Source organism: Eubacterium sp. CAG:156 (assembly GCF_000434315.1).
Taxonomy (GTDB): Bacteria; Bacillota; Clostridia; order Lachnospirales; family Lachnospiraceae; genus Eubacterium_U; species Eubacterium_U album.
This window is the reverse complement of sequence record NZ_FR878142.1, coordinates 59,695-82,598: the sequence shown is the minus strand read 5'-3', so window position 1 is coordinate 82,598 and position 22,904 is coordinate 59,695. Positions and strand designations below refer to the sequence as shown.

Here is a 22,904-nt window from a genome sequence, read left to right as displayed (position 1 = left end):
TTATATCTAATCAAATCTGAAATTTTCGTATTAATTCATAATTTTTATAAAATAAAATGCTATCAGTGCGAAACATAAATTTCTCATTCTAACAGCATTTTTACTTCGGTCATTTATTCTATTATCACTTATTAATGTTACTCCTTTTAGGTTGTTATGTCAACATTTGCAGCCTTTATGTTTTAGATTTTCCATAAATTATTTTACAAAATTTTTACGTTATTTTTGTTTATTTTTTCTTTTGTTTGTTTCAGATTTTTTATTCTTTTTTTCTGTAAATTTTCTGCTACTATTTTCGGATTCTACAAATCCCTTTTTTCTTCTTTTTTTATCTGATTCATTATTTTTACCATTATATTTCTTCTTTTCTGCTTCACTATTTTTTCTATTATATATGTTCTTTCTTCCTTTCTCTGTTTGTTTCCCATTTTCTGTACGTCTGTTCTTTACTGCTTTATTTTTTCTACCTATACCATTATTTTTTCTTTCTTTTCGTACAATTACAAGTGGTTTAACATCTGATAAGCCGCTATAATCATTATTTTTTCTATTCATCATATCCATTAATGCTAAAGTAATTTTTTCCAAAGAATATCCTTCTTCAATTAACATTTCAACAATTTCTTTTTGATTTGAACTATTGTGCTTATCCATAAATTTCTTTAATCTGTTAATGTTTCGCTGATAATCCTGAGTTTTTATTTCATCAACTGTCGGAAGTTTACTTTCAATAATTTCACATTTAGCATATCTTTCAATGTATCGTAAATCTTCTAGTTGTTTTCTTCCATCTATTAATGTAAATGATTTTCCTTCATTTCCTGCTCTTCCGGTTCTTCCGATTCTATGAACATAATATTCATTATCTTCAGGTAAATCATAATTAATTACAATATCAAGATTGTTAACATCAATTCCTCTTGCTGCCACATCTGTTGCAACAAGAATATTAAATGTACCTTTCTTAAACTGGTTCATTACATTTGTTCGCTGTTGCTGTTTTACATCACCATGTAACCCCTGTGCTAAAAATTTATTTTTTCCAAGGAAATCTACCAACTCATCAACCATTCTCTTCGTATTACAAAAAATAATTGCAAGTTTTGGTCTGTAATATCTAAGCAACAATGCTGTAGCACTTTTCTTTTTATTTTTATCTACAAGATAAAATCTTTGTTCGATACTGTCTACAGTCATTTGCTTATTTTTTATTTTAATTAATTCAGGATTTTTCTGATAATTATTTGTAATATCTAATATTTCCTTTGGCATTGTAGCTGAAAACAGAATTGTCTGTCTGTCATCAGGTGTAGCCTTTAATATAGTTTCAATATCTTCTCTAAATCCCATATTAAGCATTTCATCCGCTTCATCTAACACGACCATCTTTAACTGTTCTAATTTAAGGCTTTTTCTACGGATATGGTCCATAACTCTTCCCGGTGTTCCAACTACAATATGACTTCCTTCACGCAAATGTTTAAACTGTCTTTCTATGTTCTGCCCTCCGAATATAGATACTACATTTAATCCTTTTATGTATTTTGCAAATTTTCTTAATTCTTCTGCTGCCTGCAATGCTAATTCTCTTGTTGGGCATAGTATAAGAACCTGATTTAATTTTTTGTTCATTGTCATATCTACAAGTTCTATCGCCGGTATTCCAAATGAAGCAGTCTTTCCACTTCCCGTCTGGCTAAATCCTATTACATCTTTTCCTTCCATAATTGCCGGAATGCTTTTTTCCTGTATTGGAGTTGCTTCTTCATATCCTAAATCTTTTACTGCTTTCTTTATTTCATCTGATATATTTAATTCCTGAAACTTCATCCTTACTTTTCCTTTCTCAATATTAATTTTATAAAAAATAAACTTTTATAAATATAAATTTTCTCTGTTATAAAAAGCAAAAAACGTCAAAAAATAAAAACATCACAAAGACACTTTTACTTTTTGACGTCGACTTTAAATGGTAACACATTTAATTCTGTTTTGCAAATATGTTTCTAATATTTTAATATATATTATTACATAGTCTCTTATTTTTTATATTAATACACATTTTCTTTATAGAATATCTTCCCATTTTTATTTCAAACTATTTTACTTTACTTTTGATACAGATTTGTTAATTTCCAATATAATCTTCTTCTATTTTCATCACAACTCTATATTTATCATCAAGTTCACTTATCTTCTCTTCAATATTATTTTTTATTTCATCATGTTTCTTTTCTACACAAAATGGAACAACAACATCAAATATAAGATTTGTATGTGTATCTCCTGTTATCATTCTAAAATCATGTATGGACATATGTTCATCTATACTTTTAACTATGTTTTCAACTTTACTTCTTGTATCTGTAACCACCTGATTATCAACTTCAATCGGATCCATGTGAATTACTGCCTCACATCCTATTTTTTCCTGTAGTTCAGATTCAATATTGTCTATCATGTCATGTAATTTATATACATTTTCATTTCCGGGAACTTCTGTGTGCAGTGAAATCATCATTCTACCCGGGCCATAATCATGAACAACCAAATCATGAATTCCGTATACTAATTCATGTTTCATTACAATATCACGAATTTTGTCCACAAGTTCAGGCTCTGGTATTTTACCTAAAAGCGGAGATATCGTATCTTTAAACGCACCAATTCCTGCATATATAATCAAAATTGCTACTAAAAGTCCGCATATACCATCTATATTTATTCCAAACTTCATATTAACAAGTACACATATTAATACTACTGTTGTAGCCACGGAATCACTTAAGCTGTCTATTGCTGTTGCTTTCATTGTTACTGAATCTATTTTCTTTCCTATACCCGTATTGTAAAATGCCATATACAATTTTACACAAATAGATATAAGTAATATTGTTATAGCCAAAATACTAGATTCTAATTCCTGTGGATGAATAATTTTATCAACAGAACTCTTTGCTAGTTCAAGTCCCATTAATATTATCAGGCAGGAAACTGCCATTCCTGATACATATTCAAATCTCCCATGTCCAAACGGATGCTCTGTATCAGGTTTCTTTCCTGCAAACCAAAAGCCTACTAATGTTATTATTGATGAACCTGCATCTGACAAATTGTTAAATGCATCTGCTGTAATTGAAATTGCACCCGTTAACACTCCTGCAAAATATTTTCCAACAAATAAACATATGTTTAAAAAAATTCCAACTACACTACACAATGTGCCATATGCTTTTCTTCCTTGAGAATCATTCATCTTTACGTCTTTCAAAAAAATTCTAGCCAATGCTGTAACCATTTTCTATTCCTCTAAAAAATTATTTTCATCTAATATTATGATATTGCTTTTATAAAATGATATGCTTTTTACCAACAACTAATATTTATTTCTTAAACATCTATATCTGCACTCTTTTAATATTATTTAACACTTATCAAAATTAGACTCATATTATATTTGTTTTCAACAACTAACTTTTCCTAAACGTAGAACAACAGGTACATTATATGTACCTGTTGTTCTACGTTAAAGTTATATATATACCAATCAAAAATTATTCTTTTCAACAGCATATTTTGTGGATTTAATATAGTATATTTCATTTTACTACTTTGGTCAAGATATTTGATTAAAATAGCGCATATGTGTACTTTTCTTTTTATCCTGTTTTTTATTTTTTCTTCCTATTTCTTATTTTTTCATTCCATTTAACTTTATTTTATTGTAAAATATTAATCAGGTATGTCCTAAATTTATGTAAAGGAGAATCTTAATTTGAAAAAATTTTTATGTATTTTACTTAGCCTCACAACACTTATGTTATCAGGCTGCGGCATTAAAAATGAAAAAATTCGCTTTGGCTCTGCCGGTATTGGTGGAATGTATTATACTTTTGGAAATGCGTTCACGGAACTTGCTTCTAAAGAAAACGATAAGTTTAACTTTGAAGTAAAATCTACTGCCGGTTCAGCAGCAAACATACGATTATTATCTAAAAATTATATTGAAATGGGAATTGCTCAGGCTGATTTAATTAATGATGCCTATAACGGAACCGGAATGTTTGTCAGTACCCAGTGTTCTGGTTACAAGGCAATCGCAGCATTATACCCTGAAGCTTGCCAGATTGTTGTTCACAATGATTCAGGCATAAATTCAATCGATGATTTACTAGGTAAAAAAGTCAGCATCGGTGAAAGTGATTCAGGTACTGAGCAGACTGCTAATTTAATTTTACAACTTAACGGCTTATCAGACAAACTAGTAGACACTTTAAATTATGACTATACTACTGCCGCCGGCAAATTACAATCCGGTGAAATTGATGCATTTTTCTGTACTGCAGGATTGCGCACAACAATAATAGAAGAATTAGCGCAACAATGTCCTATTAAATTTTTAAGCATTAGCGATTCATGTTCTAAAAAACTTGAATCTGCTTACGATACTTATGTTGACTATACAATTCCGGCGAATACTTATACCGGACAAACTGAAGAAATAAAAACAGTAGCTGTTCAGGCTGTTTTACTTGCTAGCAACGAATTGTCTGACATCGTTGTAGAATCTTTAACAGAATTTTTATTTGAACATTCAGCGGATCTTCAATATTCCGTTCCTTTGAATTTACAGCTCGATGAAACTTCTGCCGTTAAAGGTATTTCCATTCCGTTTCATCCAGGTGCAGTAAAATATTATAAAAAGCACAACATAAAAGTAAAATCTGAATAAATTTGTCAAAGGAAAGGAGTTTTATGGATATACAATTAGATATGTATCAGACACTTGCCATCGCAGTAGTCGTTTTAATACTCGGGCAGTTTTTGAAGCATAAAATTTATTTTTTGGAAAAGTTTTGCATTCCTGCCCCTGTTATTGGTGGTTTGCTATTTGCCATATTTACATGTATATGTCATTCAACGGGATTAATCGAATTTTCGTTTGATGATACCCTTCGTGAAGTGTGTATGGTATTTTTCTTTACATCAGTTGGTTTTCAAGCCAATTTAAAGGTTTTAAAAAGTGGTGGTAAATCTCTTTTTATTTTCCTATTACTAGTTATAACGCTTATTGTTTTTCAGAATTTTCTTGCTGTTGGGATGTCACATTTTCTTGGCTTAGACCCACTTATAGGAATGTGTACCGGTTCAATTCCAATGGTTGGAGGACACGGAACTGCCGGAGCATTTGGTCCTGTACTTGAAGATTTTAACATTAGCGGAGCTACAACCATTTGTACTGCTGCTGCAACATTTGGTTTAATTGCAGGAAGTTTAATCGGTGGTCCTATTGGTCGTCGTCTTATTGAGAAGAAAAATCTTTTGAACACAGTTGTTGCAGAAGATGACAGTCTTTTAATCGAAGACGAAAAAAGGCATGAAAGACATGCAAATATGTATGCAATGGCAGTATATCAGTTGATTCTTGCTATTGGTATAGGAACTATTTTTTCATGGATGTTAACTAAAACAGGCTTAACATTTCCTATTTATATTGGAGCAATGATTGCAGCTGCTTTAATAAGAAATATTGGAGAATATTCAGGCAAATTTGATATATGTATGGGTGAAATAAATGACCTTGGTGGTATTTGTCTTTCATTATTCTTAGGTATAGCCATGATTACACTTAAATTGTGGCAATTAGCATCTTTGGCATTACCACTTGTTATGCTTTTAGGTGCACAGGTTATTTTAATTTTTCTTTTCACATATTTTGTTATATTCTATGTTATGGGGAAGGATTACGATGCTGCTGTTCTTGCAGCGGGAACATGTGGATTCGGTATGGGTGCTACACCAAATGCAATGGCAAACATGCAGGCTCTATGCGACAGATATGCACCTTCAATAAAAGCCTATTTGTTAATTCCGCTTGTTGGTAGTTTATTTGCAGACTTTATTAACAGTCTTGTTATTACATTTTTCATCAACCTGTTGTAGATTACAAAGTATTGAAATTTAACTATAAAAATTTAAATATCAATGAATTAAGATACGTTTCACTCTCATAACAAAATTGTAAATTTATTTATAAAGTATTTGGAGGTAATTATGGAGTTTAAGAAATCAAAAAAATTTAATAAAAAACACGACTTTAATCTTTCTATTGATAATTTAGCTATCCCTGAGATTCATACACACAAGCAGGATGATACTTTAAAAGCCACTAAGGATCAGCCTTCTGTAAACTATGATACAGCTATACCGGAGATTCATATTAAGAAGAAAAAACAGTAAAATCTAATATATTAAAAACACTACATTTTTCTATGAACAGATATTATTAAAATATATTAAAAGACTGCATTTTTGCTATCACTTAATATTGTTACGATACCGTAAATAAAGATGTTGATTATATTATCGTATCTACTCTACAATATTAAATTTATCGAAAATACAGTCTTTGTATTTTTATTTTTTTAATATTTCTTTTCTAAACTTTTTCCATATTTTATCATCCATTATTGGTGCCGGGCAATGTTTTCCATTAACATCAAAATGTCTTATTATCTTATTCGCATTAGGACAATATCTTTGTATATATTTTATTAATTTTCTTACTGATTTTAATAAGAGCTATCGCATACACGATAGCCCTGTAAAGACGTTATAACGTCAATTATTGCATTATAATGTGTTTTCTAATTAGCAAACACCCTGTGCTTCCATAGCTTCTGCAACCTTTTCAAATCCGGCAATGTTAGCACCTACTACGTAGTTACCTTCAAATCCGTATCTCTTAGCTGCATTACTGATGTTATGGTAAATGTTAACCATGATTGTCTGTAATTTAGCGTCAACTTCTTCAAATGTCCATGAAAGTCTTTCGCTGTTCTGTGACATTTCAAGAGCTGATGTAGCAACACCACCTGCATTAGCAGCCTTACCACCAACGAACCAAACTCCGTTTTCCTGTAAGTATTCTGTTGCATCAATTGTTGTAGGCATGTTAGCGCCTTCACAAACTGCCTTACATCCATTAGCTACTAACTGTTTAGCATCATCGATAAGTAATTCGTTCTGTGTAGCGCATGGAAGAGCGATATCACATTTAATCTGCCATACTCCACGTCCTTCATGATATTCAGCTGAAGGTCTTGCAGCAGCATATTCTGTAAGTCTTGCTCTCTTAACTTCTTTAACTTCTTTAAGAAGGTCTACATCGATTCCTTCAGGATCATAAATCCAACCTGTTGAATCTGAACATGTAACAACCTTAGCCCCCATCTGATGAGCTTTCTGAATAGCATAGATAGCAACGTTACCAGCACCTGAAACAACTACTGTCTTGCCTTCCATACTTTCGCCATGGTCTTTCATTAATTCCTGTGTTAAGTAAAGTAATCCGTATCCTGTAGCTTCTGTTCTTGCTAAAGAACCACCGTATGTAAGTCCCTTACCTGTAAGAACACCTTCGTATAATCCACGGATTCTCTTATACTGACCGAACATGTATCCGATTTCTCTTGCACCTGTTCCGATATCACCTGCTGGTACGTCAGTGTCAGCACCAATATACTTGCAAAGTTCTGTCATAAAGCTCTGGCAGAATGCCATAACTTCTCTATCTGATTTTCCCTTAGGATCGAAATCAGAACCACCTTTACCACCACCGATTGGAAGGCCTGTAAGTGAATTCTTGAAAATCTGTTCGAAACCTAAGAATTTAATAATACCAATATTTACTGATGGGTGAAGTCTTAAACCACCCTTGTATGGTCCAATAGCTGAGTTAAACTGTACTCTGTAACCTGTGTTAACCTGTACCTGTCCCTTATCATCAACCCAAGGAACTCTGAACTTAAACTGTCTTTCCGGTTCACAAATTCTTTCAAGTAAAGCTTCTCTTCTATACTTTTCCTCGTTTGCATCAATTACAGGTCTAAGTGAATTTAATACTTCTTCAACTGCCTGTAAAAATTCTGGTTCACTAGCATTCTTTTCTTTAACCTTTGCTAATACCTCGTCTACATATGACATTTTGTAGTCCTCCTTAATATATTTTTACTTAATCCTTGTAAATGCGTCAAAATTTATCTTCCGATGCCATTCACATGACTACAATTATATTATATAGACTTTATTTTTTCAACTATTCTTCTGTTCTTTATTTAATAAATTAAGTAATGATTGATAATTTTAAGCACAAATTAAGTTCTATCCTTTATTTTCAACGTTTAAACTTAATAATCAAAAGTATTGACTTTTTTTAATGTAGTCAGCACCTCATTTTATCCGTCTGTTTGTTAATTTATTAACATTTTCCTTTATAAAATAAACATTTATTTTATGTTTTTTATACATTAAATAAATCATAAATATATTTATTTCTATTGCATTTTTGATTTAAAGAACCATGAACCAACATAGCTCAATATTAATGCTGCCGATATACCAATGGCACTTGCGGTAAATCCTCCTTCAAATATTCCAATTAGTCCATCCTTGTCTATATGTTCTGCCATTCCCTTCCATAAGTTATTTCCAAATCCAATAAGAGGTACACTTGCCCCTGCTCCTGCCCAATCAATTAAAGGCTGATATAAACCAAAGAAACCAAGTATAGTACCTAAAACTACTAATAAAACCATAACCCTTCCCGGTAACAATTTTGTTTTATCCAGTAAAATCTGAACTAATGCACAAATTATTCCGCCTATTAAAAAACTTTTTAAAAATATCATTTTTTCTCACTTTCTAACCTAATTTTCGTTTTACAATTTCATTTTCTAAATCATTACACACTTTCAATCACTACAAGATGAGCAATTCCCGGAACAGACTTTCCCTGATTAAAGCTTATAGGTGACATCAAAGCACCCGTTGGGATAAATAAAATTTTCTTCCACGCTTTTTTCTTCAGTTGTTTAAATACATAACTTGTAAGTACTGTCGCAGAACATCCGCATCCACTTCCTCCTGAATGAGTATCCTGATTTTCTTTATCAAACATTTCAATTCCACAATCCATATGCACTTTCGAAATATCTATTCCCTTTCGTTTCAGCAAATCAATTAGTATCGCCTGCCCTACATATCCTAAATCACCTGTTATTATTTTGTCATAATCATCAGGAGCGGTTCCAAAATCATTTAAATGATTATAAATAACATCTGCTGCTGCCGGAGCCATACATGCCCCCATATTCTGGGCATCCTTCACTCCATAGTCAATTATCTTTCCCGTTGTTACTCCTGTAATTCTTGCAAATCCTTTTCTTTTTGTAACTATTGCCGCTCCACACCCTGTAACAGTCCATGTTGCCGAAAATGGTCTTTGATTTCCATATTCTAATGGAAATCTAAATTGTCTCTCTGCGCTTCCAAAATGACTTGACGCCATGGCTATTACATTTTCTCCATAACCTGCTGCAACCATCATTGCTGCCAGACTTAATCCTTCGCCCATAGTTGAACATGCACCATATAGTCCCATAAATGGGATTTCATAATCCATTATTCCAAATGTGGTTGCTATTAACTGTCCTAACAAATCACCTGCAAAAATATATCTTATATCCTCTTTTTTTAATCCTGATTTTAACAACAGTTTTTGCACGGTTTCTTTTTGCAGTAAACTTTCTGCTTCTTCCCAGCTTTTACTTCCAAGCATTGGATCCTGCTCAATCACATCAAATAATTTTCCAAGTGGGCCTTCTCCTTCTTTAGGTCCAACTACAGATGCTCCCTCAAAAATATATGGGGCTTCCGCAAATTTAACACTTTGCTTTCCTATCATTTCTCCCATAATATTGATTTCCTCCCGATTTCATTAATTTTTCTATAATTAGTATTTGCATTGTAATATTTTATTATTCACTTTATTTTGTTTATAAAATTGCTTATTTGTAGATTTTTGTTGATAATTTCTTATTTTTTTCATAAAATAGTAGAATATATGCGTTTATTTACGGCATTTTTATTGCTTATGAAAATTTACGATTATACTTTACTTATGATTTCTGATTTTCTAGCGAATAACAAATGAAATAAACCAAATTATAGTAAATTTATTTTTGCACGAATATTAGTCTAATTCGTGTGGTTCTAATTTTGAACAGTAAGGAGGAAAAATGACTACATCTGAAATTGGCATTCTTATTGCCATTATTGGCTATATGATAGGAATGATTTGTATAGGTTTTTACTATACAAAAAAGAGCCGAACAACACATGACTTTTATCTTGGGGGTAGAAAGCTTGGTCCTTTTGTTACAGCAATGAGTGCCGAAGCTTCTGACATGAGCAGCTGGTTACTTATGGGATTGCCCGGAGTTGCTTACTTTACAGGCGTAGCTGATGCTTTTTGGACAGCTGCCGGACTTGCAATAGGTACATATGTTAACTGGTTAATTGTTGCTAAAAGAATAAGACATTACTCATATGTTTCAAGGAATTCTATTACTTTACCTGACTTCTTTGCAAACAGATACAGAGATAATTCAAATATTTTAAAATTTATTTCCGCAACTATTATAATTATTTTCTTTGTTCCATATACAGCTTCAGGTTTTGCTGCCTGTGGAAAATTATTTAACCGTTTATTCGGAATTGATTATATGACAGCCATGATTTTTAGTGCTATCGTTATTGTAGCTTACACTTCGCTTGGTGGTTTCTTAGCTGCAAGTACAACTGACTTAATCCAGAGTATTATTATGTCCATAGCACTTGCAATCGTCCTTTTCTATGGAGTTAATTCTGTAGGCGGAATGGATGTTGTATATTCAAATGTAAAAGATTTATCAGGATATTTAAGTTTAACTCATTTATATGATGCAACAACAAATTCAGCAACAAATTATGGATTCTTGTCAATTGCATCTACTCTTGCCTGGGGATTAGGATATTTTGGTATGCCTCATATCTTATTGAGATTTATGGCTATTGAAGATTCAAGAAAACTTACTTTATCAAGAAGAATTGCAACAATCTGGGTTGTTATTTCAATGGCTATTGCAGTATCCATTGGTATAATAGGATACAGCATGTCTATAAATGGAATTGTTCCAAGTTTTGGTTCTTCCTCAGAAGCTGAAACAATTATCGTACAGATTGCTCACCATTTAAGCAATAACGGACTTTTATTTGCAATGGTTGCAGGATTGATTCTTGCCGGAATACTTGCATCAACAATGTCAACATCTGATTCACAGTTACTTGCTGCTTCATCAAGTGTTACTGAAAATCTTATTGGTGGTGTATTTAATATTAAATTATCTGCAAAAGCAAACATTATTGTTGCCCGTATTTCAGTTATTGCAATCTCAATAATTGCAGTTTTCCTTGCAAGTAATCCTAACAGTTCTGTATTTCAGATTGTTTCATTTGCATGGGCGGGATTTGGTGCAACATTTGGTCCTGTTGTTTTATTCTCATTATTCTGGAAGCGTTCAAATAAATATGGTGCTATTGCCGGAATGATTTCAGGTGGAATTATGGTATTTGTATGGAAATTTCTTGTTAGACCTATCGGTGGTTCATGGAATATTTACGAATTATTACCTGCATTTATTATCGCCTCACTATTCATTGTTGTTGTAAGTTTACTTACTCCTGAACCTGAGCAGGAAATTTACGATGAATTTGACAAAGTAAAGAGAATGACAAATTAATATCGGCTAATTTTAATTAGATGCGATTTACTATTTAATAAAAAAACGACTTTATTTGTAAGCTTTATAAGCTTCAATATAAAGTCGTTTTTTTCTGTTTATAAACTAAATTTAATAATTATACTGCCTTCTTTTCATTGAAGATAAACTTTTCAATTACATGTACAATTCCATCATCATCGTTTGATTTTGTAACATAATCTGCACTTTCTTTTACAATTTCCTGTGCATTTTCCATTGCAACACCAATTCCGGCATACTTAATCATTGATAAATCATTGAATCCATCACCACAGCATATTGTATTCTCTTTATTAAGTCCTAACATATTTACAAGAACATCTAAAGTTGCTGCTTTATCTACATTCTGTGGCATTATCTCAACGAAAAACGGTTCTGAACGATATATACTCAATTCATTTCCATACATTTCATTAAGCTTATTTTCTACTTCCAATGCTTTTTCAGGTTCTGCTGTCATAAGACATTTATTTACATTAAAGTTTACATAGTCCGGGAATGGAGCTACGTCTTTAATTCTTATACCATTAATCTTAGCTTCATGCTCCATATATTTATCATGACGTGTTCCTGTAACTACACATTCATCTTCATAAGTAACTAATCCAACATTATTTTCTTTTGCAAAATCATATAATATTCTAATATATTTTGCCGGTAATACCTGCTGGTATACAACTTCATTTGTTCTCCAGCTTGTTATCTTAGCTCCATTGTAAGATAATACAAATCCACCATAAACATCAAGTTCTAATTCATCTGCTATATCTATTATTCCTGCTGTTGGTCTTCCCGATGCTATAACAACTATGTGTCCATTTTTCTGCAACTTAATTATTGCTTCCTTTGTCTTAGATGTAATTTCCTTCTTACTGTTTGTAAGTGTTCCATCAATATCTAACACTAACATTTTTCTTTCCATTAAGTTTTCTCTCCTAATACATCAATTTCTGCTAAACAGTTGATTTTTCTTATATCTTGTATTCTATTAGTTTTAGCCTTTGTACTTTTGCATTCTATGTATTCTAGTACATAAAATTCATTTTGTAAACTTATTTTACTAAATTTTTCATTATTTTAATAAAATGGTTTCAATTATTTTTGCTGCTACTACTCCATCACTTGCAGATGTAATGACCTGCCGTATTTTTTTATGTGTAACATCACCTACTGCGTATATCCCATTAACTGACGTTTTTTTATCATCATCGACATAAATATAGTTATTTTCATCACGCTTAACACTTTTAGGAGCAATTTTACTTTCAGGTTCATAACCCACAAAAACAAATACACCATAACCTTCGTTATCTTCAAATTCCTTTGTATTTTTATTATTGTTTTCGTATTCTATATCTCCTATAGTTTCTTCATTGTATTCCGCTTCACTTTTAATTATTCCAACTCTCTGTACAAAATCATTTCCTGATACTTTTTCTATTTTAGAATTATAGAATACCTGTATTTTAGAATTGTCATTCAATTCTTTAACAATTGTTCCACTACAGGAAAGTTCATTTTTTCTTACTATCAAATTAACTTTTGATGCAAATTGTGCTAAAAATATACTTTCCTGACATGCAGAATATCCTGCTCCTACAACAAATACTTCTTTTTTCTCAAAAAATCTTCCATCGCATGTTGCACAATAAGACACTCCTTTTCCTATAAACTCTTCTTCGCCCTCAAAACCTGCCTTTTTGGGTGCTGCGCCTGTAGCTATAATTATTGCCCTACATTCTATTTTTCTCTTATCAGTAATAACAATTTTCTTATCATTTTCATCAATTATTTCTTTGGCAACTTCAAAAGAAAATTCTCCTCCATATCTTTCTCCCTGTTCATGAATACTGTCTGCCAAATCTTTTCCTGATATTTCATAAATTCCGGGATAATTCTTTACTTTTTGCGTAAGGGCAATTTGTCCTCCATAGCCTGATTTTTCCAATAATACCGCCTTAACCTTAGCTCTTGCCAAGTAAAGAGCTGCCGAAAGTCCTGCCGGTCCTCCACCAATAATTACTACATCATACATAAAAAACACCTCCATGTTTATTTTTTACCTGAAAGTAAAATAATATACATGAAGGTATCTTTCATATTACAATCCACTTTATAAAAATTCTATATTTGATTTCAAAGTATTAACATAAATAATATTCAATATACTTTTATATTTTTCGATGCATTTTATTTATTATCATTTATTTTGAAAAACTCATCTACCAAATGTTTCTTATCAAATACATTATTGTATTCAGAATAACAATAGTCCATTATTTTATCATAATATGGCGAAGATTTATCAAATGTGTGATAATATTTTCCGTCAGCTCCTATATATCCTCCGGCAGTAATTATTGGAATATCTTTTCTGATTTCGTTTACCATCTGTTGATATCCGCTCATAGAATTTCCTGCAAGTTCATCTACCATTGTTCCCATATAATTTGCACTTATCTTTACATCCGTTTGTTCCTCTATATCGTAATTTGCCCATATTACAAATGGAGTATTATACTTTTCAAACATTTTATATTCATCACCTAATGAAAATCCTTTTTCAACATTTTCATAAAAATGATTATTTAGCTTTGGCTGATGGTCACCAAACATTATAATCATTGTAGGTTCATCTACATTTGAAAAATATTCAACTAATTTTTTAAAAGCGTCATCTGATGCTTTCACCAGATTAAGATAAATATTTACATCATCACCATAATCTTTAATAGTTGATATGTCATCGGATAAATTGTCCCATTTTCTATCATAACTACTGTGATTTTGCATTGTCACATCAAATAAGAAAAATGGTTTTTTATCCTTTTTTCTATTTTGCTCGTATACTTCAATTATTTTATCAAAATTTCCTTCATCTGAAACATGATTTCTTATAACTTTAGCATTGTTAAATTCCGGTAAATCATAAAATTTATCAAATCCCAAAAAAGGATATACTTTGTTTCGCTTATATCCACTTCCCTTATGCGGATGCATGGCCACCATTCCACCATAGCCTTGTGCTCTTAAAGTTGTAGCTAAAGAGGATGTTTTTCTGTTTATATAAGTCACATATGGAGTTGAACCTTTTGGCATAAATGCCATACTATTTGAAGTAAGCGCTTCATACTCTGTTTTTGATGTTCCACCTCCAAATATAGAAACAAACAAATCACCTTTTACTGTATTTTCAGTTAATCCATGTATAAATGGCATATAATCTTCATTTGTTTCGATATCTGATATTGATGAAAAATCTGCAAGTGCTTCATTCATAATCATTATAATATTAGGCTTTTTACCATTGCCTTTTATTCCGGGATATTGTGCTGAAATCTGTTCAACCTTATCTTCAGAATATCCTTCCGGTTTATGCCCCTTTATGTATCTGATACTATGTGTAAAAGTCAGATAATCCCCATATTTTCTGTAACTTTCCTGTGGTTTAAACATTTTAATTTTTAATGAATCATCAAATCTGCTACTCTGTATAAATAAAGAGAAACCACAAACAACTGCTAAGATTACTATTCCTACTGAAATAAGTCTTTTCTTTTCCTTGAATAAATTATGCCTGTCTAATTTCAAAACATAAATGCTCAATACATATGTTAATATCACAAACAAATAACATCTGTAACTCATTCTGTAATTATAATTTCCAGCCACATTTGCTGCTGTTGTTGCTGAAAAAATATCAACTGCCAAAACCGCTGTACCTCTAAATTTTATTACATAATAGTAAACCAGACCAAATACAACTGATATTATGTTTATTCCAATTATTGATGCTTTAAAGCTATTTGTAATAGCAAATATTATTAATACTATTATTGATATAATTATCAGATTAGCCATTATCTTATTTATCGAGAAATCCAATATTCTATGATGTGATGTATATTCTAACATAACAAAATTATAAGGAACCGATAAAATTACAAATAGAAATGAGGCTATTGTATTATATTTTTGTGGGATTTTGTCTTTGATTAATATTCCTATACTTCCTACAATAAAAAGAAATGTAATAATAACAATCCTTGATGGAATAAATCTATGTCTAAGATACATTAAATTCTGTTTCCAAAAGGCAATATAAATTATGCACATTATAATCCATAATATTACATCTGCTATTAACTGTTTTTTATCTCTTTGAAATTTATTTTTAATATTTAAGTTTCCGTTACTCATTTTATACATTGTTGTCGCTCCTAATTATTACAATTTATTTATAACTCTAATATCTGATGTCGGTGTTCCGAGTTTTTTCACCCACTTATAATCAAACTCATGTTGGATTATACCTTTTGATTTTGCTATCATATTATATCAATATAAGATTAAGTAAATTTTATGTAAATTCTTAAGATTTACTTTCTTTTTTATTACAGAAAAATATTCCGGAGCGAAAATAAAACTCTCCTAAATAAAAATTCCAAAATGCTTTTCTTATGTTCACTTTAAAATTTTTGTTTTCGGAGAGTCTTTTAATTATTTTTATTTAATAATTTTCAGCTTTTACCTGGAAATATGACTGTGGGTGTGCACATACAGGACAAACTTCAGGAGCCTGTTTTCCAATACATATATGTCCACAATTGCTACACTGCCAGATTGTATCACCATCTTTTGAAAATACTAAACCTTTTTCAACATTTTCCAACAATTTCTTGTATCTTTCTTCATGTTCTTTTTCAATTGCTGCAACGCCTTCAAATAAAGTTGCTATTTCGTCAAATCCTTCTTCTCTGGCTTCTTTTGCAAATGTTGCATACATATCGGTCCATTCGTAGTTTTCACCTGCTGCTGCATCTGCTAAATTTTCTGCAGTAGTTCCAATTCCACCTTTTAATAATTTAAACCATATTTTTGCATGCTCTTTTTCATTTGCTGCAGTTTCTTCAAAAATATTGGCAATCTGAACATATCCTTCTTTTCTTGCTTTTGAAGCATAATAAGTATACTTATTTCTTGCCTCTGATTCTCCTGCAAATGCTGCTAATAAATTTTCTTCTGTCTTTGATCCTTTTAATTCCATTATGTAACCTCCTGTAAATTTAAATATTAAATCGGAAAACCTGCAGGTGTATAGTAAATCATTCTAATGATGTAATACACTATGGTTAGTCCGCAACATACAATCCAATAATAATCCATATATTTATATTTCTTTTCAAGTATATATCTTTGCACAAACATCATTGCAATTCCAATATCCCAAATGACAGCTGCTGCATTATAATGCATTGCAGCTTTAAAATGCCCTGTAAGAAGTGAAATACTGCCTCTGGTAAGTCCACATCCCGGACATGATATTTTAAATAATATCTTACTTGGACATATATCATTAAATATCAAAGATGTGATAAAAATGTAAATTATCACGCAACTTATAAGCGGATAATACTTTTTTATATCCTTAAAAATATTGTTAATTATTTTTTTTATTTCATTAATCACATTTATCGTCATTACTTTGTATTTTTCAAGTTAATTTCTTATTCTGTTTATACTATTAAAATAAGAAATTAACTCTCAACTCATTCTATATTTTCTATCTTTATTTTTCTTCTGATTACTAGTTTTATTGTAACACAATTTACCTAAAAAATGTCTTGTAAAATGTCTTTTTATTCTATAATATATCATTTTTATTTTATTATCAGTTAAAATCTAAACGCTTATTTTCTTTATTTCAACTGTTCTCTATTTTTGACTCAATTACTTTTATTATTATCACCATACTAAATTAATAATCCAATATATGATTCCTAATACCCAGCTGCTAAAAATTCCGTATAGAATAACCGGTCCTGCTATAGTAAATATTTTACATCCAATACCAAAGACCTGACCCTCTGCACCGAATTCTGTTGCCGATGATGCCACACCATTTGCAAATCCAGTAATCGGCACTAACGCACCTGCTCCACCAAATTTTCCAATCTTAGGATAAATATTTAGACCTGTTAATATTACACTTTCCGCTATCAATACAACCGTTGTCCAATTGACTGCCTGTTCTTTGTCCATTCCAAAGTATTTAAATAATTCAATCCAAACCTGCCCCATAAGACAAATTAATCCACCTGTAATAAACGCTTTTAGCATATTTTTCCATAATGGAAATGAAGGTGTTATATTTTCAACATATTGATTATACTCTTCTTTTGTTATATTTTCATTCCCAACACATTTGTCACTGCTATTATTTTTAAACTCTTTCTCATCATTTACATTTACTGTTTTGTCTCCACTCATTTTTCTTCTCCATCTACAATTTATTTTAATTACGTCGTTCTACTACTGTAATATATCAGACTAATTTACGTTCCATCAGCTTTAATTCATACTAAAAAAATAAATTAAAGCTCCAACTCCTTTTCCTAGAGCCACACTTAACACAATAAAGCTCAATCCTACTGCTAACTTCATTCTTCTTGCAAATATAGCTGTCGCATTTAACGCCTCGGCCAGAGAAATTGCCAAACATCCTACGAATATCCCATGACACAAACCTATTAATGCTAATAATTGATTTCCTAGTTTCATTCCCTCATAATTTAGTTCAAACACCCAGAATATATTAAATAGAATTGCACCAAAAGCAACTGCATTTTCATATTGTCTGACATATTTTGCAGTATGTGTTTTTTCAGAAAATCTTGTCATTACACCTGTAGTCGTTATAAGTGCAAAAACTCCCGCTGCTATTATTCCACCACCTGCAAGTCCTATTATTGATAAAATTATTATTTGTCCAATACTCATGAATTTCTCCATATTCTACATTTTATTTTTAGGACTTTATTTTAAATCCAGTTTTCTATCTTCTCTGTTATGCCCATCAACTAGTGCATCATTTATTTCATTTTCATATTTTCTCATTTCTGTTTCTATTGGAGTTGGATCTTTAGTAATTTTCTTTGGTCCAAAATGATTGTAAAATACTGTTATTCCCACTGCCAAACCTATGGCATAAGTAAGTTCTAAAATTTTTGTTCCACCAACTGTATCTTCGCTAATCTGTCCACTTATCTGCAAAAACATTTGGTCTATAGACACGTCATTATTGAATGACATAATAGAAAATCCTGCTCCGAAAAATAATAAAATACATATAATACCTGTCTTTAATATTTCTAATGGTTTACATGGAGTATTTGATTTTTTAAATTCTACAATACAATCTGTTTCTCCTATATTTGATATATCAACATTCTGAAATTTTTCATCTATTATTTCTATTATTCTCATAATCGAAATAACATATCTGTTACCTAATTCAGGCTTATCTGCTAATATTTTTATTGATTTTATATTATTAACTATATTCTTATTTTTAGATTCTATTTTTGCTATATCCCCTATTGTCACCTTCTCATGAGTTACTTCCACACTTCTGTCCATTTTTATATAAACTGTATCACTCATTACATTTTCTGCCTTTCACTTGATTAACACTTATTATGTACATTTTTTGTAATTTTATTATTTTTTAATAATTAATGCTAAAAAATTATGGTCTAAAAATAGGGGGAATCGAAATTTTTTTAAGTACACCTCTAACTTAACCTCAACTAGATTAGTTTCTCAAAAGCTTCGATTATCCAATTTCTTTCCAGCCTATGGCTTCATTAGTAAAAAAAGCAGATGGATTCTTATTCCTTTTTATTCTTAAGGAATATCATTCATCTGCCTTTCATCATTTTACAACATTATACTTTTTTCATTAATCTGTAATATTATAATCTTTCATTAATTTCTTCTGATATTCAATATCTTTAGTAGCCCTATCTAAATCTTCATACCTTTTACTATCTAATAAAATTTTAGTTAGCTTGGTAAATGCTTCTAGCTTTGCCTCTCCAGCCTTGCTTTCGTTAAAATTCTTTTCTCCAGCCTCGATACCTGAACTTGTGATATTCCCAGTTGCTCTCCTACATCTTTTTGTGACATATTTGAAAAATATCGCATTTTTATTAATCGGCGCTCGTTGTCTGTCATTTCATTTAATATTTGTGAAATCATTACTTTATTTATTGCTTCCTCTTCGCAGCCTTCCTCATTTTTTAATTTATCCATTAAATATATTTCATTTCCATCATTTTGGTATATTGTCTGATGCAGTGATTCAACTTCCATTGACGAATCTATTGCCATCGATATTTCTTCCTCACTCACTTCCAACTTACTAGCAAGTTCACTTATAGTTGCATCCCTTCCAAGCTCATTTTTAATTCTTTCATTTTCCTGATATGCTTTGTACGCCAGTTCTTTTAACGCCCTGCTTACTTTTATAAGTCCGTCATCTCTTAAGAACCTTTTTATTTCACCGGCTATCATAGGTACTGCATATGTAGAAAACTTAACATCGTACTGTATATCGAAGTTATCTACTGATTTAATTAACCCGATGCATCCTATCTGAAATAAATCCTCTGCCTCATATCCTCTATTTGTAAATCTTTTTACAATGCTCCATATAAGTCCTGTATTTTCAAGAATTAATTTATCCCTAGCCATCTTATCACCTGCATGAGCCTGTTTAATCAGCGTTATTGCATCCATTATTTCCCTTCTTTTCAATTCTTTTTAGTTCTTTTGTCATTGTCACGCTTGTTCCTATGTACGGCTTAGACCACACGTCTACCGTATCCATAAATAATTGCATAAATGCAAATCCCATTCCGGCACGGTCATTCTCCGGTTTAGATGTATACATAGGCTCCATTGCTTTTTCTATATCATCTATTCCTGTTCCATCATCTCTTACAATGATTGTTATTAACGATATATGTAAAATTTCATCTTCTTTTTCAATTATTGTTTCTCTTAAATGGCATTTAATTTCTACGATTCCTTTTTTATCTCTATATCCATGTATTATTGAATTCGTAACTGCCTCAGAAACAGCTGTTTTTATATCATTTATCTCCTCTAAAGTAGGGTCAATTTTTGTTAAAAAGGATGCTACACCCATTCTTGCTAAAGACTCATTCTCAGACACGCTATCCATTTCTAACTTCATATTATTTTCAAATATTTTCTTTACCATTTGTCTCCTCCTAAATATTTACAGTCAGACTTGAAGCTTCTGATTTTTTGCAAATTTTATATAGTCCTGAAATAGAAAAAATTCTATCTATTGTATCATTTATATTTAACACGGTAATTTCCCCACATGCCTTCTTTACAAGTTTGTATCTGCCTAAAATGACCCCTATTCCTGAACTATCCATAAACGTGGTTCTTTTAAAATTAAATATTACATTTTTTAACTGATTAGCTAATATATACCAATCGCACTGTTCCATTATCATTCTTGAATTATGATGGTCTAATTCCTCCGGCAAAAATACAATTAAATTTTCACCTCTTATTTCATATAAAACTTCCATAAAACCTCCATTTGAAAATTATTTTTATACAACAAAAGAAAAAGCCATTGCATTTATCGCAATAGCTTTTTCTTTTGTATCTTATATTCTTATATTTAATTGTACTCTTATTCTTCAGAAGTTGTAGTTTCATCACTTGATGTTGTAGTATCATCAACTCCTGCCTGAGTCTTTGCTGTTGTGTAATTCTTAGAGTTAGGGAATTTGTCCACTATCTCCTTGAAATATTTTTTAGCATTCTTTTCATCACCGTTATTTTTATATGACCATGCTAAATAGTAATAAGCATCATCATTATTAGAATCAGCTTCTATTGCCTTAAGGAAATTAGTAATGGCTGTAGAATAATCTTTTTTATTTAATGCTTCCATTCCGGCATCATAACTTGTTTCTGCTACTCTTGATGCAATCTTACTGTTCAAAGTATTATATACTTCAGTAAATGCTGATGAGTTCATTTCCAAAGATGTATCAACCTTTAAAATACTTTTAGCACTGGCATCATAATCGCTCTTTAAGTAACTTGCAACCGCTGATAATAACTGAGTATAATTCTTACTTAAAGTATTGTCTGTATCTGTATATTCACCAAGTCTTGCTGCCAAATCTTCCTTTTCAGCTGTTAAAGTATCTACACTCTTTTGTAACTCTGAAATAGAAGAATCCTTAATTGCAATTTTTTGATTGTAATCAACTTTTACTTGTGATATCTGATCACTAACAGTTGATACTCTTGCCGGTGTTACAATGAAAAATACCAAAGCTGCACCTAACAAAACACCCATAACTATATGAATTATACTCTGAGCACTTGAAGTTGCTTCTTTAAAATTATTCTTTGGAATTATAACATCATCACCACTTAAATATGGTCTGTCTATCATAGTTCCACGAAGATCCATTCTACGTTTTCTTCTACGTTCAGGATTATTTTTCTTTTCATCTTCTAAATAATTTGTAATTTCTCTTAAGTATCTTACACAAAGTGGATTACACTTATCAATCTTTAAAGCTTTCTTTGTTGCTTTTCTGGCTCTTTCGTACTCACCATGTTTCATGTAAAGTACGGCTAACAACTGATATCCTTTTATAAGGTTTGGATTCTGATTCAAAACCTTCTTCAGCTGAATAATAGCCATATCATCTGTTCCATCTTTTGCATATTCTAATGCAATATTAAATTTCTTAATTGTATGGTTTAATTCATCAATTTTGCCCTTATCGGCCTGAATTGCCGCCATATATTTATCTGCTGCATTGTTGTCCGGCTGAAGGTTCATGCTCATTACCCATTCCGAAAAAGCCTGAACTGTTTCACCCATTTCAAAATAAACAAGGCCTAAAAGGTTTCTTGCATCAGTATTTCTTTTGTTTAATTTTACACTTCTTCTTAAGGCATCTGCTGCACCTGACAAATCTCTGTTAAGTGCCTTTGTAAGCCCCATGTTGTAATAAGTGTTTGACAACTTCACAATCTTTTTATATATGCTGACATCCATACCACAATGACTGCAATAATCACTATTTGTAAGGACATTACCACAGTTAAAGCATATCATATTATTTCTCCATCTATGTTGCCCTCAGTCTAAGCCATACACATATGTTATATGGCTAAAACGACTTACTGGTTGTTAGTTCCTTTTAATCCATTTACCATTTCAATCATAATATCAGTTATATCTGACACATCGTTATTGTATATGGCATCTTCAGCTTCTTCAATTTCAAGACTTGGATGAAATTTCTTAATTTCTTCATCAAAATTAATCATTCTGATTCCTCCTTTTTAACCTGATACAGTTTATTGGTGAATATAAATTTATACCACCATAAACTGTAATCAAACCTG

At 31.1% G+C, this 22,904-nt stretch carries 22 protein-coding genes; 4 read left to right on the top strand and 18 right to left on the bottom strand.

From position 1 onward, the window contains the following. Window positions 1–219: 219 nt before the first annotated feature. Window positions 220–1,830: a DEAD/DEAH box helicase gene (locus ABMA45_RS02650; protein ID WP_022088336.1), complete on the bottom strand. Its 1,611-nt coding sequence runs from the start codon at window positions 1,828–1,830 to the stop codon at window positions 220–222. 298 nt (window positions 1,831–2,128) lie between these two features. After that, window positions 2,129–3,298, bottom strand: coding sequence for a cation diffusion facilitator family transporter (locus tag ABMA45_RS02645; protein WP_022088335.1), 1,170 nt, complete (start codon window positions 3,296–3,298; stop codon window positions 2,129–2,131). 477 nt (window positions 3,299–3,775) lie between these two features. On the opposite strand from ABMA45_RS02645, the gene ABMA45_RS02640 reads away from it, so the two are divergent. From ABMA45_RS02640 to ABMA45_RS02630, 3 genes are all read left to right on the top strand, one after another. Further along, complete coding sequence (locus ABMA45_RS02640; RefSeq protein WP_022088334.1) at window positions 3,776–4,732, top strand: TAXI family TRAP transporter solute-binding subunit; 957 nt, start codon at window positions 3,776–3,778, stop codon at window positions 4,730–4,732. A gap of 23 nt (window positions 4,733–4,755) precedes the next feature. Next, window positions 4,756–5,943, top strand: coding sequence for a sodium/glutamate symporter (gene gltS, locus ABMA45_RS02635; protein WP_022088333.1), 1,188 nt, complete (start codon window positions 4,756–4,758; stop codon window positions 5,941–5,943). A gap of 111 nt (window positions 5,944–6,054) precedes the next feature. Beyond that, window positions 6,055–6,240 carry a hypothetical protein gene (locus ABMA45_RS02630; protein WP_022088332.1) on the top strand — a complete coding sequence of 62 codons (186 nt, stop codon included), beginning with the start codon at window positions 6,055–6,057 and terminating at the stop codon, window positions 6,238–6,240. A 411-nt stretch (window positions 6,241–6,651) separates the two neighbouring features. Here ABMA45_RS02630 and gdhA read toward each other — a convergent pair whose 3' ends face one another. The 3 genes from gdhA to spoVAD form a co-directional block, all read right to left on the bottom strand. Beyond that, window positions 6,652–7,986, bottom strand: a complete 1,335-nt coding sequence (gene gdhA / locus ABMA45_RS02625; protein ID WP_022088331.1) for an NADP-specific glutamate dehydrogenase — start codon at window positions 7,984–7,986, stop codon at window positions 6,652–6,654. A 350-nt stretch (window positions 7,987–8,336) separates the two neighbouring features. Next, on the bottom strand, window positions 8,337–8,690 hold the full coding sequence (locus tag ABMA45_RS02620) for a SpoVA/SpoVAEb family sporulation membrane protein (RefSeq protein ID WP_022088330.1): 354 nt from the start codon (window positions 8,688–8,690) through the stop codon (window positions 8,337–8,339). 53 nt (window positions 8,691–8,743) lie between these two features. Beyond that, a complete protein-coding gene (gene spoVAD / locus ABMA45_RS02615) occupies window positions 8,744–9,754 on the bottom strand; it encodes a stage V sporulation protein AD (RefSeq protein WP_022088329.1) in 1,011 nt (336 codons plus the stop codon). Between the two features lie 325 nt (window positions 9,755–10,079). Between spoVAD and putP the strand changes: the two genes are divergently transcribed. Next, a complete protein-coding gene (gene putP, locus ABMA45_RS02610) occupies window positions 10,080–11,621 on the top strand; it encodes a sodium/proline symporter PutP (RefSeq protein WP_022088328.1) in 1,542 nt (513 codons plus the stop codon). Between the two features lie 118 nt (window positions 11,622–11,739). Here putP and ABMA45_RS02605 read toward each other — a convergent pair whose 3' ends face one another. From ABMA45_RS02605 to ABMA45_RS02545, 13 genes are all read right to left on the bottom strand, one after another. Beyond that, a complete protein-coding gene (locus ABMA45_RS02605; RefSeq protein ID WP_022088327.1) occupies window positions 11,740–12,564 on the bottom strand; it encodes a Cof-type HAD-IIB family hydrolase in 825 nt (274 codons plus the stop codon). A 150-nt stretch (window positions 12,565–12,714) separates the two neighbouring features. Continuing rightward, the gene (locus ABMA45_RS02600) at window positions 12,715–13,677 is read right to left on the bottom strand and encodes an NAD(P)/FAD-dependent oxidoreductase (RefSeq protein WP_022088326.1); all 963 of its coding nucleotides are present in this window, start codon (window positions 13,675–13,677) and stop codon (window positions 12,715–12,717) included. A 155-nt stretch (window positions 13,678–13,832) separates the two neighbouring features. After that, on the bottom strand, window positions 13,833–15,851 hold the full coding sequence (locus ABMA45_RS02595) for an LTA synthase family protein (protein ID WP_022088325.1): 2,019 nt from the start codon (window positions 15,849–15,851) through the stop codon (window positions 13,833–13,835). 301 nt (window positions 15,852–16,152) lie between these two features. Continuing rightward, window positions 16,153–16,692: a rubrerythrin gene (gene rbr, locus ABMA45_RS02590; RefSeq protein WP_118565468.1), complete on the bottom strand. Its 540-nt coding sequence runs from the start codon at window positions 16,690–16,692 to the stop codon at window positions 16,153–16,155. A 23-nt stretch (window positions 16,693–16,715) separates the two neighbouring features. Beyond that, window positions 16,716–17,111: a DUF2752 domain-containing protein gene (locus tag ABMA45_RS02585; protein WP_158574515.1), complete on the bottom strand. Its 396-nt coding sequence runs from the start codon at window positions 17,109–17,111 to the stop codon at window positions 16,716–16,718. A 276-nt stretch (window positions 17,112–17,387) separates the two neighbouring features. Further along, window positions 17,388–17,912, bottom strand: a complete 525-nt coding sequence (locus tag ABMA45_RS02580; RefSeq protein ID WP_022088322.1) for a SpoVA/SpoVAEb family sporulation membrane protein — start codon at window positions 17,910–17,912, stop codon at window positions 17,388–17,390. Window positions 17,913–17,993: 81 nt separating this feature from the next. Continuing rightward, window positions 17,994–18,422 (bottom strand): stage V sporulation protein AB, encoded by a 429-nt coding sequence (locus ABMA45_RS02575; RefSeq protein WP_022088321.1) that lies wholly within the window; start codon window positions 18,420–18,422, stop codon window positions 17,994–17,996. Between the two features lie 36 nt (window positions 18,423–18,458). Continuing rightward, window positions 18,459–19,085, bottom strand: a complete 627-nt coding sequence (locus ABMA45_RS02570; RefSeq protein WP_022088320.1) for a stage V sporulation protein AA — start codon at window positions 19,083–19,085, stop codon at window positions 18,459–18,461. Window positions 19,086–19,505: 420 nt separating this feature from the next. After that, on the bottom strand, window positions 19,506–20,222 hold the full coding sequence (locus tag ABMA45_RS02565) for a SigF/SigG family RNA polymerase sporulation sigma factor (RefSeq protein ID WP_022088319.1): 717 nt from the start codon (window positions 20,220–20,222) through the stop codon (window positions 19,506–19,508). After that, window positions 20,200–20,709, bottom strand: a complete 510-nt coding sequence (gene spoIIAB / locus ABMA45_RS02560; RefSeq protein ID WP_022088318.1) for an anti-sigma F factor — start codon at window positions 20,707–20,709, stop codon at window positions 20,200–20,202. Before spoIIAB ends, ABMA45_RS02565 begins: the two co-directional genes overlap by 23 nt. Before the next feature lie 10 nt (window positions 20,710–20,719). Beyond that, window positions 20,720–21,052 carry an STAS domain-containing protein gene (locus ABMA45_RS02555; RefSeq protein ID WP_022088317.1) on the bottom strand — a complete coding sequence of 111 codons (333 nt, stop codon included), beginning with the start codon at window positions 21,050–21,052 and terminating at the stop codon, window positions 20,720–20,722. 107 nt (window positions 21,053–21,159) lie between these two features. Beyond that, window positions 21,160–22,611 carry a tetratricopeptide repeat protein gene (locus ABMA45_RS02550; RefSeq protein WP_022088316.1) on the bottom strand — a complete coding sequence of 484 codons (1,452 nt, stop codon included), beginning with the start codon at window positions 22,609–22,611 and terminating at the stop codon, window positions 21,160–21,162. A 65-nt stretch (window positions 22,612–22,676) separates the two neighbouring features. Next, complete coding sequence (locus ABMA45_RS02545; protein WP_022088315.1) at window positions 22,677–22,826, bottom strand: hypothetical protein; 150 nt, start codon at window positions 22,824–22,826, stop codon at window positions 22,677–22,679. Between the last annotated feature and the right edge of the window lie 78 nt (window positions 22,827–22,904).